Genomic DNA, 15,241 nt, shown 5'->3' with positions numbered 1-15,241 from the left:
GTCGCGAATTCATATGCGCCCGGCACGGGCGGGGGCGGGCGGCGCTCGCCACTTTAGCGTTCCCGTGACACGCGACCGCCCCGGAACACGCGGTTCCGGGGCGGCGGGGGCACCTGGACGGTGCGTTTTCGGACGTGCTCGCCGGACGCGCCGGGAGCGCGCGACGGCGCGCGCCCCCGGCGGGGGTCAGCAGCCGCCGGCGACGGCCGGGATGATCGAGACGCCCGCGCCGTCCGGCGTCGGCGTGGCCAGGCCCTCGGCGAACCGCACGTCGTCGTCGTTCACGTAGACGTTCACGAAGCGCCGCAGCTTGCCCTGGTCGTCCAGCACGCGCCCCGCGATGCCCTGGTGGCTGCGGTCGAGGTCGGCGAGGACCTCCTCCAGCGTGCCGCCCTCGGCGGTCACCTCGGACGCGCCGCCGGTGTACGTGCGCAGGATCGTGGGGATACGGACGGTGACGCTCATGCCAGCCCAGCCTCTCGGAAGGCGTCCAGGTTCGGACGGATGGTCGCGGTAGGACCGGTGGTCGGGGCCACCGCGTCCAGGGTCTTCAGGCCGTCGCCGGTGTTCACGACGACGGTGGTCAGCGAGGGGTCGAGCGCGCCCGCCTCGATCAGCTTGCGGGTCACGCCGAGCGTCACGCCGCCCGCCGTCTCCGTGAAGATGCCCTCGGTCCTGGCCAGCAGCTTGATGGCGTCCACGATCTCGGCGTCCGTGACGTCCTCGACCGCGCCGCCCGTCCGCCGCGCGATGTCCAGGACGTACGGGCCGTCCGCCGGGTTGCCGATGGCGAGGGACTTGGCGATCGTGTCGGGCCGCACCGGCCGCACCACGTCGTGGCCCTCGCGCCAGGCGCGCGAGACCGGGGAGCAGCCCGCGGCCTGGGCGCCGAAGATCCGGTAGGGCCGGTCCTCGACCAGGCCCGTCTCGATCAGCTCCCTGAGCCCCTTGTCGATCTTGGTCAGCTGGGAGCCGGAGGCGATCGGGATGACGATCTGGTCCGGCAGCCGCCAGCCGAGCTGCTCGCAGATCTCGAACGCCAGGGTCTTCGAGCCCTCGGCGTAGTACGGCCGCAGGTTGACGTTGGTGAAGCCCCAGCCCTCTCCGGCCGGGTCGCCGATCAGTTCGCTACAGAAACGATTCACGTCGTCGTAGTTGCCCTCGATGGCCACGACGTCGCCGCCGTAGACCGCCGCCATGACGACCTTGCCCTCCTCCAGGTCGTGCGGGATGAACACGCAGGACCGCAGGCCGGCGCGGGCGGCGGCCGCGCCGACGGCGCCCGCCAGGTTGCCGGTGGAGGAGCAGGAGAGCGTGGTGAAGCCGAAGGCGCGGGCGGCCTCGACGGCGTTCGCGACGACGCGGTCCTTGAAGGAGTGCGTCGGGTTGCCCGAGTCGTCCTTCACGTACAGGCCGCCGGTCACGCCCAGCTCGGTGGCGAGCCGGTCGGCCTTCACGAGCTGGGTGAAGCCGGGGTTCAGGTTGGGCTTGTCGGCGACGTCCGCGGGCACGGGCAGCAGCGGAGCGTAACGCCAGATGCTCTTCGGCCCGGCCTCGATGCGGCGGCGCAGGCCCTCGGGGTCCCCCGTGGGGAGGTCGTAGGCGATCTCCAGGGGGCCGAAACAGGACTCACAGGCGAAGCTCGGGCTGAGCGGGAAACGCTCGCCGCACTCGCGGCAGGAGAGCGCCACGGCGGGGCCGAGATCGACAGTGGCGGCGGGTGACTGGTCGGCTGCGGTCAGCACGGACATGGGTGCGGGAGCCCCTTCTCCTCATCTTCCCCGGGCGTCTCTCGCCACAGGACGGAATTGGCACCTTCCCCACCGGGAGCCCCGCGTACGGACACGGAACCGGCGGAAGGGTTGCCGGGGCTTCAACGGGCCGTTCCCTCTGCCCCTCTGGATGAGCGGTATGCGATTGTCTGCGCGGGGCCCCGATATCCGGAGGACACCTGCGCTGTCCGCGATCGTAACGGACGGCACCGACAATGGCTCGGGCCGTCCGGTCCGCGAGACACAGGGCAAAATCAGGTGGCCGAGCGGGTTGGGGCACCCCAGGAAGGGGCAGATACGGCCATACGGAGTAAAAGTGGCCGAACGCGAACAGGAGCGACATTCGTGCTGGTAGAGGCAGAGGAATGGCTGCACCGCCGATCCTGGACCGCCGCTGACCGCCCGCTGCCGCAGCTGTTGCACGCGAAGCGGACAGCGGGCGCGGCAGGGAGCATCAGCGTGGTCCTCCCCGCGCTGAACGAGGAGGGGACCGTCGGTGCCATCGTGGAAGCACTCCGGCGCGACCTCATGGAGGACGTGCCCCTGATCGACGAGCTGCTCGTGGTGGACTCCGGGTCCACCGACCGCACCTCCGAGGTCGCGGCCGCGGCGGGCGCGAAGGTCGTCCACCGCGACGAGATCCTGCCGCGCATACCCACCGTGCCCGGCAAGGGCGAGGTGCTCTGGCGCTCGCTGCTCGCGGCGAGCGGCGAGATCGTCGCCTTCGTGGACGCCGACCTGAAGGACTTCGACTCGCGGTTCGTCTCCGGCATCCTCGGCCCGCTGCTCACCGAGCCCGACGTGCAGCTGGTCAAGGCGATGTACGACCGGCCGCTCGGCGACAAACCGAACGGCGCCCACCAGGGCGGCCGCGTCACCGAGCTGGTCGCCCGCCCGCTGCTGAACCTGCACTGGCCGCAGCTGGCCGGTGTGGTGCAGCCGCTCGGCGGGGAGTACGCGGCGCGCAGGTCGCTGCTGGAACAGCTGCCGTTCCCCGTCGGGTACGGCGTCGAGCTGGGCCTGCTGATCGACACGCTGCACGTCGCGGGCCTCGACGCGGTCGGCCAGGTCGACGTCGGGGTGCGCAAGCACCGCCACCAGGACGGGCAGGCGCTCGGCCGCATGGCCACCGCCATCATGCGGACGGCGCAGAGCAGGCTGCCCGGCACGGTCCTGCCCCGGCGGGTGGGGCTCACCCAGTTCGAGCGGACGGAGGCGGGCGGCTTCAGCCCGCGGACGCACCCGATCGACGCGGACGAGCGCCCGCCGATGTGCGGGGTCCCGGAGTACGCGGCGCGGCAGGCGGCCTGACCCGGGCCGTACGCGCGCGCCGCCGCGCGGGCGGTGTGACGGGTGACACGTTTCACCGGCCGCGCGGTCGGACAGCATTTCGCGACGGGGGCAGCGCCGCCCCCGGGAACCGGACGGACCGCCCGCCCGTCACGGCAGGCCGCCGAAGAGCCGTCACGCTCCGCAGCGGACGGCGCCGTACAGTCGGTCGCGCCCGCCGGTCCGCTTCCCACCGGCACAGTCCGCCCGGCAGTCGGCACAGTCCGCCCGACAGCCGGCACAGTCCGCCCGACCAGGGAGTCCCGATGACCACCGAGCAGGTCCTCGTCGCATCGAACCGGGGCCCGGTGAGCTACAGCGTGGCCGACGACGGTTCCCTCGGCGCGCGGCGCGGCGGCGGCGGTCTCGTCTCGGGCCTCAGCGCCCTCGGCCCCGAGGCGGGCACCTGGGTCTGCGCGGCACTCGGCGACGGCGACCGCGCCGCGGCGGCGCGGGACGGCGGACGGCTCCCTCTGGCGGACACCGGCGGCCAGGCCGTGCGGATGCTGGACATCCCGGCCGACACGTTCGACGCCGCGTACAACGGCGTCGCCAACTCCGTGCTGTGGTTCGTGCACCACCTGCTGTACCAGACCCCGCTTGAGCCGGTCTTCGACACCGGCTTCGAGCGGCAGTGGTCCGGCTTCGAGGCGTACAGCGCCGCCTTCGCCGACGCGCTCGCCGCCGACGCGGAGCCGGGCGCGGCCGTGCTCGTGCAGGACTACCACCTCTCGCTCGTCCCCGGGCTGCTGCGCGAGCGGCGCCCCGACCTGCGGATCGGCCACTTCTCGCACACCCCCTGGGCGCCGCCGGACCTCTTCCGGCTGCTGCCCGACGCGATCGGGCGGCAGGTGCTGCTGGGCATCCTGGGCGCGGACCGGGCGGCGTTCCTGACGCGGCGCTGGGCCGACGCGTTCGCCGCCTGCTGCGCGGACCTGCTGGGCGCGGCGGTCGGCGACGGCACGGTGACGTACGAGGGCCGCACGACGCGGCTCGGCGTGCACGGCCTCGGCGCCGACGCGGACTTCCTGCGGGAACGCGCCTTCCGCCCCGACGTGGACGAACGGCTCGCGGCGCTGCGCGCGCAGGTCGGCGACCGGCGGACGGTGGTGCGCGTGGACCGTACCGAGCTGTCGAAGAACATCGTGCGCGGCCTGCACGCGTTCCGGCGGCTGCTCACGGACCGGCCGGAGTGGCGCGGGCGCGTGTCGCACGTGGCGTTCGCCTACCCGTCGCGGCAGGACCTGGCGGTCTACCGCGACTACACGGCGGAGGTGGCGCGCGTCGCGGACGGGATCAACGCGGAGTTCGGCGCGGGCGACTGGACGCCGGTGGTGCTCCACGTGAAGGACGACTTCGCCCGCTCGCTCGCCGCCTACCGCATGGCGGACGTCGCGCTGGTGAACCCGATCCGCGACGGCATGAACCTCGTCGCCAAGGAGGTCCCCGTCGTCTCCGAGCAGGGCGTGGCGCTGGTCCTGTCCCGCGAGGCGGGGGCGGCGGCGGAGCTGGGCGAGGACGCGCTGCTGGTCAACCCGTACGACATCGCGGGGACGGCCGACGCCCTGCACCGCGCGCTGACGATGGCGCCCGACGAACGCGAGGCGAGGACGAAGCGGCTGGCGGACGCGGCGACCGCGCTGCCGCCGTCCGCCTGGTTCCTGGACCAGCTGGCGGCCCTGCGCGAGGACTAGGCCGTGTCGTCCGGATCGTGGCGGATCGGTCCGCGTCGTCGGACGCCGTGCGTCGCGAGGCGCCGGATCGCCACGCGTACCGGGCGCGTGCCAGGCAAAATCCGAACGACACGGCCTGGACTCGGCCTGGACACGGTCTGGGGAACGCCGACGGCCTGGCCGTGCAGCACACGCACCACGAGGAGCTTCGCGTGGACCACCGGGACGTCGACGCCGCTGTGGCGGAGATGCTGCGCGTGCTGGGCCCCCATACCGCCGAGGACTGGACGGTCCCGGCGGGGCCGCTCGACTGGACCTGCCGGCAGACAGCGGCACACATCGGCCACGATCTGCTCGCGTACGCAGGCCAGTTGGCGGCACAGCCCACCGACGCCTACCTTCCCTTCGACCTGGGCGTCCGCCCCGCCGCCTCGCCGGCCGAGGTGCTCCGCGTCGTCACCGCCTGCGGCGGACTGCTCAGCAGCGCCCTGGCCACCGCCGACCCGGCCCTGAGGGCCTGGCACTGGGGCCCGTGCGACCCCGAGGGGTTCGCGGCGATGGGCGTCGCCGAAACCCTCCTGCACACCCACGACATCACGCGGGGACTGTCCGTGGACTGGCTGCCGCCGGCACCGCTGAGCGCGGCAGTACTCCGCCGTCTCCTCCCCGCCGCCCCGCACGGAGACCCCACACAGGTGCTCCTCTGGTGCACCGGCCGCGGAGACCTCGACGGCCGCCCCCGCCCCGCCTCATGGCGATGGGAAGCGGCACGACCGGACTGATCGGGCCGTCTCCCGGCGCGCGTTCCCGGTCACAGGACCAGACCCTGGCCCAGGCCGTGTCGTTCGGATCGTTGCCTGGCGCGCGCCCGGTACGCGTGGCGATCCGGAGCCTCGCGACGCACGGCGCCCGACGACGCGGACCGATCCGCCAAGACCCGAACGACACGGCCTAACCGCACAGCGCGTGGTCGGTGAGGCGGCGGGTCGCCGTGTTGCGTGCCTCCTGGCCCTCCGCGTCGGCGAAGCTCAGCGTGTACGTCCCCACCGCGACGGCCGCGCTCCCGTCGTCCGTCACCCCGCCGTCCGACGCCGTGCCGAACGACGTGCCGCCGTGGAACCACACGCCGTCCGCGCAGCCGCGCGCCGGGCGCCACGCGATGCCGAGCCCGTACCGCGTGCCGGACACCGCAGAGAAACCGGGCGCGGGAACGGTCTCCCGCATCGCCGCCAGCTCGCGCGGGCCGAGGAGCGTGCCGTCCAGCAGGGCGCGGTGGAAGGCGGTCATGTCGGCGGCGGTGCTGATGATCCCGCCGTCCGCGCCGCCGTCGACCATCAGCGTCGTGTCGGTCAGCTCCTCCTGCCCGGGGAACTGGAGGTAGGCCGTCGCGGTCGGCTCCGGGACGTACGCGGAGGTGGCGGCCGTGATGGTGTGGCGCAGGCCGAGCGGGGCGATGATCCGCTCGTGCACCTCCTGGGCCCAGGGGTGGCCGGTGGCCTTCTCGACGATCATCCCGGCGAGGATGTAGTTGGTGTTGGAGTACGCCCAGCGCGTCTCGCCCGTTTCCGGGAGCCAGCCGGGGGCGCGCATCATGGCGAGTGCGACCTGCTCCTCGGGCGTGCGGCCCCGGAAGCGGTCGGCGAGGTACGCCTCGGGGGTGAGGTCGGCGGGGTCGGCGTAGAGGATGTCGGTGTAGTTGGTGATGCCGCTGGTGTGCCGGAGGAGGTCGCGGACGGTGACGCGTGAGCCGTCGTTGCCGTTGCCGGTGACGACGCCTGGCAGCCACCGTTCGACCGTGTCGGTCAGCGCGAGGCGCCCCTCGCCGGCGAGCTGGAGGACCACGGCGGCGGTGAACGTCTTGGTGTCGCTGCCGATGCGGTAGTACGCGTCGTGCGGGACCGGGCGCGGGTCGTCCAGGTCCGTGACGCCCGCGGCGGCGCTGCGTGCGCGGCCCGAGGTACCGGTGGCGGCGGCGACGAGGCCGGTGGCCCCGGCGTCCCGCACCGCCTCGGCGTCCCGTTGCAGCCTGCCGCCGTGGCCGTGGCCGTGCTCGTCGGCGGCGCCGGGGCTCGCGCCGCCGGCGAGGGCGAGGGCGCCGAGGGCCACCGCCGCCGCCAGGGTGGCCCGTACCGCCGTGTTCTTCCGTGCTCCGTTCATGCGACCGACGCTACGGAGCGTGCACGCCGCCGCACCATCCGGCTGACCGGAGACTCCGGGGTAGGCGTTCCCCTACCCCAGCCGCTCCGACAGGGCGGTGAGGAACGCGGCGACGCCCGCCGGTCCGTCGAGTTCCAGGTCGGTGACGCTCGCCAGCCGCGCCACCTCGTGGCTGCCGCTGCACACCCGCACCCCGGGGATGCCCACGGCCCGCAGCCGCGCGACGGACTCGAAGGCGGGCAGGTCGCCCAGGTCGTCGCCCGCGTAGAGGACCGACTCGGCGCCGGAGGCGCGGGCCAGGTCGGTGAGGGCCGTGCCCTTGTCCATGCCGGGCGGGCGCAGTTCGAGGACCATGCGGCCGGGTTCGAGGGCGAGGCCGTGCTCGTCGGCGAGGCGGGCGAGGGGGGCCTTCAGCGTGGCGAACGCGCCCTCGGGGTCGGGGGCGCGGCGGGTGTGCACGGCCAGCGCGATGCCCTTGTCCTCGACGTACGAGCCGGTGCGCTCGGCCCAGGAGGTCAGCTCCTCGCGGACGGCGGCGATGCCGGGGGGCGGCGGGGGGGTGCGCAGTTCGCCGGTGGCGGCCTCCCAGCGCTCGGCGCCGTAGGCCCCCAGGACGGTGAGCCCGGACAGTTCGGGGTGGCCGTCGAAGCCGCCCAGGCGTACGGCGACGTCGGCGGGGCGGCCGGTGATGATGGCGACGACGGCGACGCGCGCCGCGATCCTGGCGAGCGCGGGCACGGCGTCGGGGTGGGCGCGCGCCTGCTCGGGGTCGGGCACGATCGGCGCGAGGGTGCCGTCGAAGTCGAAGGCGAGGAGGGCGCGGTCGGGGCGGTCGAGCAGCGCGGCGAGCCCGGTGCGTCCCTCGGCGGTGGCGGGTTCGGGGAGGTTGCCCATGTACATGACTGTAACGGCGGGGTCAGCGGCGGGCGCGGCGGGCGTCCCGCAGACGGCGCAGCCGGTTGACGGTCACCGGGTCGTGGGCGAGGGCGCGGGGGTCGTCCAGCAGGGCGTTGAGCAGCTGGTAGTAGCGGGTGGGGGTGAGGTCGAGGCGTTCGCGGATGGCGCGTTCCTTCGGGCCAGGGCCGCTCCAGGCGCGCCGTTCGACGGCGAGGACGGCGCGTTCCCGCGCGGTCAGCTCACCGGGCCGCGCCGTCTCCCCGTCCGCCTCCGTGCTCACCCCGTCAGTCTAGGCGGGGGGTACGACAGCGCGGCGGCGTGTGTGGGCGGGCGTGGGACGGGCAGTGCTCCCTCACGTCCGCACCGGTCCAGCCGCCGAGGAGCCCCCGCATGACCGAACGTTCCTTCACCGCCGACGAGATCGCGTCCCAGCCCGACTGCTGGCGCCGCGCCGCCCGCGACGCGCGCGCGGCCGTGGACGGCGGCTTCGGCCCGGCGGCGCTGCCGCGCCCCGGCGAGCGGGTCGCGGTGACGGGCTGCGGCACGTCGTGGTTCATGGCCCAGGCGTACGCGGCGCTGCGCGAGGCGGCGGAGCAGGGCGAGACGGACGCGTTCCCCGCGTCCGCGTTCCCCCGCGCGCGGCGGTACGACCGCGTGGTCGCCCTCACCCGTTCCGGGACGACGACGGAGATCCTCGAACTGCTGGCCCGCCTGCGCGACGCCCACCCCGCCACTCCCCTGCTCGCCCTGACGGCCGACCCCACGTCCCCGGTGCTGCGGGAGGCGCAGCACGTCGCCGTGCTCGACTACGCCGAGGAGCGGTCCGTCGTCCAGACGCGCTTCGCGACGAGCGCCCTCGCCTTCCTGCGGGCCGCGCTGGAGACGGGCGGCCCGCTGCCCGCGGGCGTGGCGACCGTCGAACGCGCGGCGGCGGACGCGGCGACGGCCCTCGCCGTTCCGCTGCCCGCGGGGCTGACGGCGGCGGAGCAGTGGACGTTCCTCGGCTCGGGTTGGGCGTACGGGCTGGCGTGCGAGGCGGCGCTGAAGCTGCGGGAGGCGGCGGGCGCGTGGACGGAGAGCCATCCGCTGCTGGAGTACCGGCACGGTCCTGTGTCGATCGCGGCGCCAGGCCGCGCGGTGTGGCTGCTGGGCGGCCCGGCGGGGGGCGGCGGCGACGGCGGCGCCGGGATCGCCGCCGAGGCGGCCGCGGCCGGCGCGTACACCGAGACGGGCGTCCTCGACCCGATGGCCGAGCTGGTACGGGCCCAGCGGCTCGCCGTCGCGGTGGCGCGGGCGCGCGGGCTCGACCCGGACCGGCCGCGGAACCTGACGCGTTCGGTCGTCCTCCCGTGAACGGCCGGGCGCGGCACGCCGTTCCGCAACCCCGTAGTGGACTAGACCTTTTCCCTGGTCGCGGGCGAGACTTACGCGTGTGACTCTCCAGGAGAACGACGACGACACCTACGTGGTCGCCCTCGACGTGGGCGGCACCACGATCAAGGCCGCCCTCTACGGCGCCGGGCACCGCCCGCTGCACGAGGTCCGCAGACCCACCGGCGGCCCCGAGGGCGCGGTGGAGGGCATCCTCGGCCTGGCGGAGGAGCTGTACGAGGCGGGCACCGCCAGGTTCGGCCGCCCGCCCGCGGCGGCGGGCGTCTGCGTGCCCGGCATCGTGGACGCCCGCGCGGGCGTCGCCGCGTACTCGGCCAACCTCGGCTGGCGCGACCTGCCGCTGCGCCGCCTCCTGTCCGAGCGCCTGCGCGGCCTGCCCGTCGCCATCGACCACGACATGCGGACGGCGGGCCTCGCCGAGGCGCGGATCGGCGCGGCGGCGGGCAGGTCCCGTTTCCTCTTCGTCGCGCTCGGCACCGGGATCGCCGGTGCCATCGGCATCGACGGCGTGATCGAGCCGGGCGCGAACGGCGGGGCGGGCGAGATCGGGCACATCGTGGTCCGCCCCGGCGGCCCCGCGTGCGGCTGCGGCCTGTACGGCTGTCTGGAGACGGTCGCCTCCGCCACCGCCGTGGGCCGCGCGTGGGCGGCCGCCTCGGGCGACCGCGAGGCCACCGCCGCGCACGCCGCGCGCGCCGTCGCGGCGGGCGACCCCCGGGCCATCGCCGTGTGGCAGGCGTCCGTGGACGCGCTCGCGGACGGCCTGCTGGTGGCCGTGCGGCTCCTCGACCCGGGCACGGTCGTCGTCGGCGGCGGGCTCGCCGAGTCGGGCGAGCTGCTGCTCGGCCCGCTGCGGGAGGCGCTGGCCGCCCGGGTCACGTTCCAGCGCATGCCAGACGTCCTCCCGGCGGCGCTGGGAGACGCCGCCGGCTGCCTGGGCGCGGGGCTCCTCGCCCAGGACGCACGCCGGCTCCCCACATCGACGGAGGTCCCCCAGCCATGACGAGCCCCACCCGTACCGTGCTCACCGGAGCGCGGGTCGTCCGTCCGTCCGGGGTCGTGCCGGACGGCCGCGTCACCGTCGAGGGCACGCGCTTCGCCGCCGAGCCGCCGGACGCGCCCGACGCCCCCGACGCCCCCGGTACGCCCGCCCTCGACCTGACCGGCCACTGGATCGTGCCCGGCTTCGTGGACCAGCACGTGCACGGCGGCGGCGGCGCCTCGTTCTCCGCCGGGACCGCCGAGGAGGCCCTGCGCGTCGTCGCGACGCACCGCGCGCACGGTACGACGACGATGGTCGCCTCCACCGTCACCGGCGAGCTGGGCGACCTGGCCGCGCAGGCGGGCACGCTGTCCGAGCTGGTCGAGCAGGGCGAGCTGGCCGGGCTGCACTTCGAGGGCCCGTTCATCTCCCCGCACCGCTGCGGCGCGCACGACCCGGCGCTGCTGCGCGACCCGGCCCCCGCCGACATCCGCAAGCTGCTCGACGCGGCGCGCGGCACCGCCCGCATGGTCACGCTCGCGCCCGAACTGCCCGGCGGCACCGACTCGGTGCGCATGCTGCGGGACGGCGGCGTCGTCGCGGCCGTGGGGCACACGGAGGCGTCGTACGAGCAGGTGCGCGCCGCGATCGACGCGGGCGCCTCGGTGGCCACGCACCTGTTCAACGCGATGCCGGTCCTCGGCCACCGCGCGCCGGGCCCGGTCGCGGCGCTGCTTGAGGACGAGCGGGTGACCGTCGAGCTGGTGAACGACGGCACGCACCTGCACCCGTCCGTCGTCGGCCTCGCGTTCCGCTCGGCGGGCGCGGGGCGCGTCGCGCTGATCACCGACGCGATGGGCGCGACCGGCATGGGCGACGGCGCGTACTTCCTGGGGCCGCTGGCGGTGGAGGTGCGGGACGGTGTGGCACGGCTCGCCGAGGGCGGCGCGATCGCGGGCTCGACGCTGACGCTGGACGAGGCGTTCCGCCGGTCGGTGCTGGTGAACGGCCTGTCCGTGCCCGACGTCTCGCGCGCCCTGTCCGGCACCCCGGCGCGGCTGCTGGGGCTCGCCGACCGGGTCGGGGCCATCGAGGAGGGCAAGGACGCGGACCTCGTGGTCCTGGCGGACGGGACGTTCGACGTCGTGGGCGTCATGCGGCGCGGGGAGTGGGTGGTCCGGCCGTGACGCTGGTGCCCAGCGCCCGGTTACTCGGTGCGGCGCGCGCGGGCGGGCGCGCGCTCCCGGCGTTCAATGTGATCACGCTGGAGCACGCCGAGGCGGTCGTGGAGGCCGCCGAGGCGGCGGGCGCGCCCCTGCTGCTCCAGGTCTCGCAGAACGCGGTCGCGCACCACGGCGGCCGTCTCGCGCCCCTGGCCGCCGCGCTGACGGCCCTGGCGCGCGACACCCCCGTACCGCTGGGCCTGCACCTGGACCATGTGACGGACCGCGAGCTGTTACGGGAGGCGCCGGGGGCGGGCTTCGGCTCGGTGATGTACGACGGGTCGCGGCTGCCGTACGCGGCGAACGTCGCGGCGACGGCGGACGCGGTCGCCTTCGGGCACGCGCACGGGCTGCTGGTCGAGTCGGAGCTGGGCCGCGTCGGCGGCAAGCCGGGGGACGCGCACCTGCCGGGCGTGCGGACCGATCCGGGGGAGGCGGCGTCGTTCGTCCGGGCGACGCGGGTGGACGCGCTGGCGGTGGCGGTCGGCAGCAGCCACGCGATGACGGAACGGTCCGCCGTCCTCGACCATCCGCTGATCGGGCGGCTGCGGGCGGCGGCGGGGGTGCCGCTGGTGCTGCACGGCTCGTCGGGCGTGCCGGACGAGGAGCTGCGCCGGGCGGTGGCGGCCGGGATGACCAAGATCAACTTCGGGACGGCGCTCAACACCGCTCTGACCGCCGCCGTACGCGCCCGGCTGGCCGCCACGCCGCCCGGCCGGGTGGACCCGCGTCCCTGGCTCGCCGAGGGCCGCGCGGCGATGCGGGCGGCGGTGGAACACCTCCTCGGCGTCCTGGCGACGGCCCGCCACGGTACGGTCACCCGCGGCTGAGGCGGGGACGGCGGGGCGTCAGCCCTCCTTCTCCTCGGTGAGCCGCATCTGGTCGATCAGCACGTCGCAGGAGCCGGAGCAGGTCAGCTGAATGGTGTTCTCGCCCTCGACGAGGTTGACGTTGTTGTACGTCTTCACCCAGCTCGTCTCCCAGTCGTCGCTGTTCGGGTTCCAGTCCTTGAAGTCGATCGGGTCCTGGCGCGGCTCGCCGTTGACCGAGAAGGCCATCGTCTGGCCGTCCGTGACCACCGAGTAGCCGATGTAGAAGTAGTACTGCTCCAGCGGTTCGCCCTCGATGTCGAACGTCCAGGTGACCGTGGAGTTCTGGGCGTTGCGTACGGCGATGTAGTCGCCGCCGTCGGAGCGTGCGCCCGTCACCGTGTTCTCGACGGCCGCGCCGCCGCCCGGCTGGAGGTCGCCGACCGCCGCGACGGGCAGCTCGGCCTCGTCCTCGGTCTCCTCGTCGGTCGGCTCCTCGCTCGGGTCGTCGCCGCCCGCGTCGTCGCCGCCGGCAGTGTCCTGCGTCGGGGTCGGGTCGTCGGCGGCCGTGTCGTCGTCGCCGCCGCTGCTGAAGACGATGGCCGCCGTCACACCGAGCACCACGGCGACCACGACCGCGACGGCGCCGATCAGCAGCCCGTTGCGCCGCGCGTCACCGCCCGGGGGCCTGCGCCGGTCCGGCGGGCCCTGGCGGTGGCCGCCGCCGCCCGCGCCGGGCATGCCCTGCGTCTCGGGGGCGGCGTAGCGGGCGTCGGGGGACGCCGCCGCGCCGGGCTGGCGGTGCCCCTGGGCCCCGCCGTACGTCTGCTGGCCGCCGTAGGCGCGCTCGCCGACCGGCCGGACCTGGTTGTAGGACGGCTGGCGCGGTCCCTGCTGCCGCGGGGCCTCGCCGTCGGCGGGCCGGTAGAGGTAGGCGAACGGGTCGTCGCCCTCGTCGGGCGTTCCCGCGCCGGTGTGCCCCGAGCTCATCGACTACCGTTCCTTCGGTGACAGGTGTACGGCCGCGAGCCTACCGCGTTCGGGTGACAGAGCGGCCCGTGCGGGCGGCGGCGCGGGAGCCCCGTGCACGGCTCGCGGACGGGCGCCGGGGCGCGCGTCAGCCCGCGCGCCTGCGGCCCGCCGACCGGGACCGCTTCTCGATGTACATGCGCTGGTCGGCGGACTTCAGGATGTCGTCCACGCTGGTGCCGCAGGCGGCCCAGCCGATGCCGAAACTGGCCCCCACCCGCACCACGCGGCCCTCGATCCGCATCTGCGGGATGATCGCGTTCCGCAGCCGTACGGCGAGGTCGGAGGCGTCCGCGGCGCCGAGGCCGTCCGCGAGGACGACGAACTCGTCACCGCCGAGCCTGGCCACCGTGTCGTTGTCCCGCACGCCCTCCTCCAGGCGGCGCGCCACCTCGACCAGCACGGCGTCGCCGCAGACATGGCCGAACCGGTCGTTGATGGACTTGAAGCCGTCCAGGTCGCAGAAGAGGACGGCGAGGCCCTTCCCGTCCGCGCCCGGCGCGTCGGGGGGCACGACGTGCTCGTGGTGGTCGTACGGGCGCCCCTGCGGCGTCCCCAGTCCCCTGAACGGGTCTCCCGGCCGCCCGGCCGCCTTGCCGAACCGCTCGGGCGGCGTCTCGCACACGCGGTCGGCGAGCCGGGCGCGCAGCTCGGCGCTGTTGGGCAGGCCGGTCAGCGAGTCGTGGCTCGCCCGGTGGGCGAGCGCCAGCTCGTGGCGCTTGCGCTCCTCGATGTCCTCGACGTGCGTGAGCTGGACCTGCGGGCCGTCCGCCGCGTCGGCGACGACCGAGTTCCTGAGGTTCACCCACACGTACGTGCCGTTGCGGCGCGCGAGCCGCAGCTCGGCGCGGCCGCCCTCGGCGGAGGTGCGCAGCAGGACGCCGGTGTCCTCGGGGTGCACGAGGTCGGCGAAGCTGTAGCGCCGCAGGACGGTGGCCGGGCGGTCCAGCAGGCGGCACAGCGCGTCGTTGACGCGGATCAGGCGGCCGGGGTTGTCGCTGCCGACCTCGGCGATGGCCATGCCGCTCGGCGCGTACTCGAACGCCTGCCGGAAGCTCTCCTCGCTCGCGCGCAGCGCCTGCTGCTCCCGTTCGAGACGGACGAGGGCGCGCTGCATGTTGCCGCGCAGGCGGGCGTTGCTGATGGCTATCGCGGCCTGGGAGGCGTACAGCTCCAGGGCCTCGCAGCCCCAGGCGCCCGGCCTGCGGCCGTTGCGCGGGCGGTCGACCTCCAGGACGGCCAGCAGTTCGCCGTCGGAGGCGTACATGGGCGCGAACAGGCGGTCCATCGGGTGCCACTCGTCGGGGTAGCGCGGCGCGGGCCCGGTGGTGTGCCACTGCGGCACGTCGTCGTGGTCGAGGACCCAGCCCTCGGTGTACGGGATGAAACGAAGGCCGCCCCAGCGTTCCCCCATCGCCAGGCGGCGTTCCCACGACCCGCGGGAGCCGGTGCGCCCGGCGAGCGCCGCCTCGGCGCGCTCGTCGCCGGCGACGGCGGCCACGAGCAGGTCGCCGTCGGGTCTGACGACGTTGACGGAGGCCAGCTCGAAGCCGAGCGCGGTGACGGCCCCGTCGGCGATGGTCTGGAGGGTGTCCGCCATGCTGCGGGCGGTGGCGAGCTGGGCGACGACCTGGTGCAGCTCCCGCAGCGACGCGAGGCGCACGTACGGCTCGGTCTCCGTTTCCATCACTCCCCCGGATGCGCGAAATGCACGTGCAGATACACAGGCCACTGAATCACAGGGAGCTGCCCACTAGGTACACAGGGTCAGCAATTAGTTGCCTACTGTGATTCTTGTCACACTAAGAGAGGGATCGGTCGCGGGACGTAGGACGTGGTGAGACGCTGTCCGGTTCTCCGGTCCGATGCGCGGGGGACGGCGGTCCGGTTAGCGTTGCTGGCGTGTCCTCCACTCCCCGCCCAGCTCCCCACCCAGCCCCCGCGCCCCTCGACGGGGTGACGGGCGAACGGTTCCGCG

At 75.0% G+C, this 15,241-nt stretch carries 14 protein-coding genes and 1 riboswitch; of the genes, 7 read left to right on the top strand and 7 right to left on the bottom strand.

Annotated features, from left to right (window positions below):
* Positions 1 to 186: 186 nt before the first annotated feature.
* Entirely contained in the window at positions 187 to 465 is a 279-nt protein-coding gene (locus ACL02R_RS04825; protein ID WP_412795580.1) for a MoaD/ThiS family protein, read from the bottom strand.
* Entirely contained in the window at positions 462 to 1,751 is a 1,290-nt protein-coding gene (thrC, locus tag ACL02R_RS04820; RefSeq protein WP_412795579.1) for a threonine synthase, read from the bottom strand. Before thrC ends, ACL02R_RS04825 begins: the two co-directional genes overlap by 4 nt.
* An 18-nt stretch (positions 1,752 to 1,769) precedes the next feature.
* Positions 1,770 to 1,909: riboswitch (SAM riboswitch) on the bottom strand.
* Positions 1,910 to 2,117: 208 nt separating this feature from the next.
* Between thrC and ACL02R_RS04815 the strand changes: the two genes are divergently transcribed.
* The 3 genes from ACL02R_RS04815 (at position 2,118) to ACL02R_RS04805 (ending at position 5,556) form a co-directional block, all read left to right on the top strand.
* Positions 2,118 to 3,083, top strand: coding sequence for a glucosyl-3-phosphoglycerate synthase (locus ACL02R_RS04815; RefSeq protein ID WP_412795578.1), 966 nt, complete (start codon positions 2,118 to 2,120; stop codon positions 3,081 to 3,083).
* Positions 3,084 to 3,367: 284 nt separating this feature from the next.
* Positions 3,368 to 4,795 (top strand): alpha,alpha-trehalose-phosphate synthase (UDP-forming), encoded by a 1,428-nt coding sequence (locus ACL02R_RS04810; RefSeq protein ID WP_412795577.1) that lies wholly within the window; start codon positions 3,368 to 3,370, stop codon positions 4,793 to 4,795.
* 191 nt (positions 4,796 to 4,986) lie between these two features.
* The gene (locus ACL02R_RS04805; RefSeq protein WP_412795576.1) at positions 4,987 to 5,556 is read left to right on the top strand and encodes a maleylpyruvate isomerase N-terminal domain-containing protein; all 570 of its coding nucleotides are present in this window, start codon (positions 4,987 to 4,989) and stop codon (positions 5,554 to 5,556) included.
* Positions 5,557 to 5,725: 169 nt separating this feature from the next.
* Here the strand turns inward: ACL02R_RS04805 and ACL02R_RS04800 are convergent, their stop codons facing one another.
* The 3 genes from ACL02R_RS04800 to ACL02R_RS04790 all read right to left on the bottom strand — a co-directional run bounded on the left by ACL02R_RS04800 (position 5,726) and on the right by ACL02R_RS04790 (position 8,108).
* Entirely contained in the window at positions 5,726 to 6,931 is a 1,206-nt protein-coding gene (locus tag ACL02R_RS04800) for a serine hydrolase domain-containing protein (protein ID WP_412795575.1), read from the bottom strand.
* Between the two features lie 72 nt (positions 6,932 to 7,003).
* Positions 7,004 to 7,825, bottom strand: coding sequence for a trehalose-phosphatase (gene otsB / locus ACL02R_RS04795; protein ID WP_412795574.1), 822 nt, complete (start codon positions 7,823 to 7,825; stop codon positions 7,004 to 7,006).
* Between the two features lie 22 nt (positions 7,826 to 7,847).
* Positions 7,848 to 8,108: a DUF3263 domain-containing protein gene (locus tag ACL02R_RS04790; RefSeq protein WP_412795573.1), complete on the bottom strand. Its 261-nt coding sequence runs from the start codon at positions 8,106 to 8,108 to the stop codon at positions 7,848 to 7,850.
* Between the two features lie 110 nt (positions 8,109 to 8,218).
* Between ACL02R_RS04790 and ACL02R_RS04785 the strand changes: the two genes are divergently transcribed.
* The 4 genes from ACL02R_RS04785 to ACL02R_RS04770 all read left to right on the top strand — a co-directional run bounded on the left by ACL02R_RS04785 (position 8,219) and on the right by ACL02R_RS04770 (position 12,255).
* A complete protein-coding gene (locus ACL02R_RS04785; protein WP_412795572.1) occupies positions 8,219 to 9,181 on the top strand; it encodes an SIS domain-containing protein in 963 nt (320 codons plus the stop codon).
* Between the two features lie 79 nt (positions 9,182 to 9,260).
* Positions 9,261 to 10,223: an ROK family protein gene (locus tag ACL02R_RS04780; protein ID WP_412795571.1), complete on the top strand. Its 963-nt coding sequence runs from the start codon at positions 9,261 to 9,263 to the stop codon at positions 10,221 to 10,223.
* Positions 10,220 to 11,389 carry an N-acetylglucosamine-6-phosphate deacetylase gene (gene nagA / locus ACL02R_RS04775; RefSeq protein WP_412795570.1) on the top strand — a complete coding sequence of 390 codons (1,170 nt, stop codon included), beginning with the start codon at positions 10,220 to 10,222 and terminating at the stop codon, positions 11,387 to 11,389. Before ACL02R_RS04780 ends, nagA begins: the two co-directional genes overlap by 4 nt.
* Complete coding sequence (locus ACL02R_RS04770) at positions 11,386 to 12,255, top strand: class II fructose-bisphosphate aldolase (RefSeq protein ID WP_412795569.1); 870 nt, start codon at positions 11,386 to 11,388, stop codon at positions 12,253 to 12,255. Before nagA ends, ACL02R_RS04770 begins: the two co-directional genes overlap by 4 nt.
* A gap of 18 nt (positions 12,256 to 12,273) precedes the next feature.
* Here ACL02R_RS04770 and ACL02R_RS04765 read toward each other — a convergent pair whose 3' ends face one another.
* Both ACL02R_RS04765 and cdgB read right to left on the bottom strand, forming a co-directional pair.
* Complete coding sequence (locus ACL02R_RS04765; protein WP_412795568.1) at positions 12,274 to 13,224, bottom strand: carbohydrate-binding protein; 951 nt, start codon at positions 13,222 to 13,224, stop codon at positions 12,274 to 12,276.
* A gap of 127 nt (positions 13,225 to 13,351) precedes the next feature.
* A complete protein-coding gene (gene cdgB / locus ACL02R_RS04760) occupies positions 13,352 to 14,950 on the bottom strand; it encodes a diguanylate cyclase CdgB (protein WP_412795567.1) in 1,599 nt (532 codons plus the stop codon).
* Positions 14,951 to 15,241 lie beyond the last annotated feature (291 nt).

Source organism: Streptomyces sp. MS19, from assembly GCF_047200595.1.
Taxonomy (GTDB): Bacteria; Actinomycetota; Actinomycetes; order Streptomycetales; family Streptomycetaceae; genus Streptomyces.
This window is presented reverse-complemented; position numbering and strand designations above follow the sequence as displayed.

Excerpts from the sequence above, each read along its gene's own strand:
- otsB (WP_412795574.1), bottom strand. The coding sequence starts at position 7,825 with ATGGGCAACCTCCCCGAACCCGCCACCGCCGAGGGACGCACCGGGCTC.
- ACL02R_RS04765 (WP_412795568.1), bottom strand. The coding sequence starts at position 13,224 with ATGAGCTCGGGGCACACCGGCGCGGGAACGCCCGACGAGGGCGACGAC.
- thrC (WP_412795579.1), bottom strand. The coding sequence starts at position 1,751 with ATGTCCGTGCTGACCGCAGCCGACCAGTCACCCGCCGCCACTGTCGAT.
- cdgB (WP_412795567.1), bottom strand. The coding sequence starts at position 14,950 with ATGGAAACGGAGACCGAGCCGTACGTGCGCCTCGCGTCGCTGCGGGAG.
- nagA (WP_412795570.1), top strand. The coding sequence starts at position 10,220 with ATGACGAGCCCCACCCGTACCGTGCTCACCGGAGCGCGGGTCGTCCGT.
- ACL02R_RS04785 (WP_412795572.1), top strand. The coding sequence starts at position 8,219 with ATGACCGAACGTTCCTTCACCGCCGACGAGATCGCGTCCCAGCCCGAC.
- ACL02R_RS04825 (WP_412795580.1), bottom strand. The coding sequence starts at position 465 with ATGAGCGTCACCGTCCGTATCCCCACGATCCTGCGCACGTACACCGGC.
- ACL02R_RS04810 (WP_412795577.1), top strand. The coding sequence starts at position 3,368 with ATGACCACCGAGCAGGTCCTCGTCGCATCGAACCGGGGCCCGGTGAGC.
- ACL02R_RS04800 (WP_412795575.1), bottom strand. The coding sequence starts at position 6,931 with ATGAACGGAGCACGGAAGAACACGGCGGTACGGGCCACCCTGGCGGCG.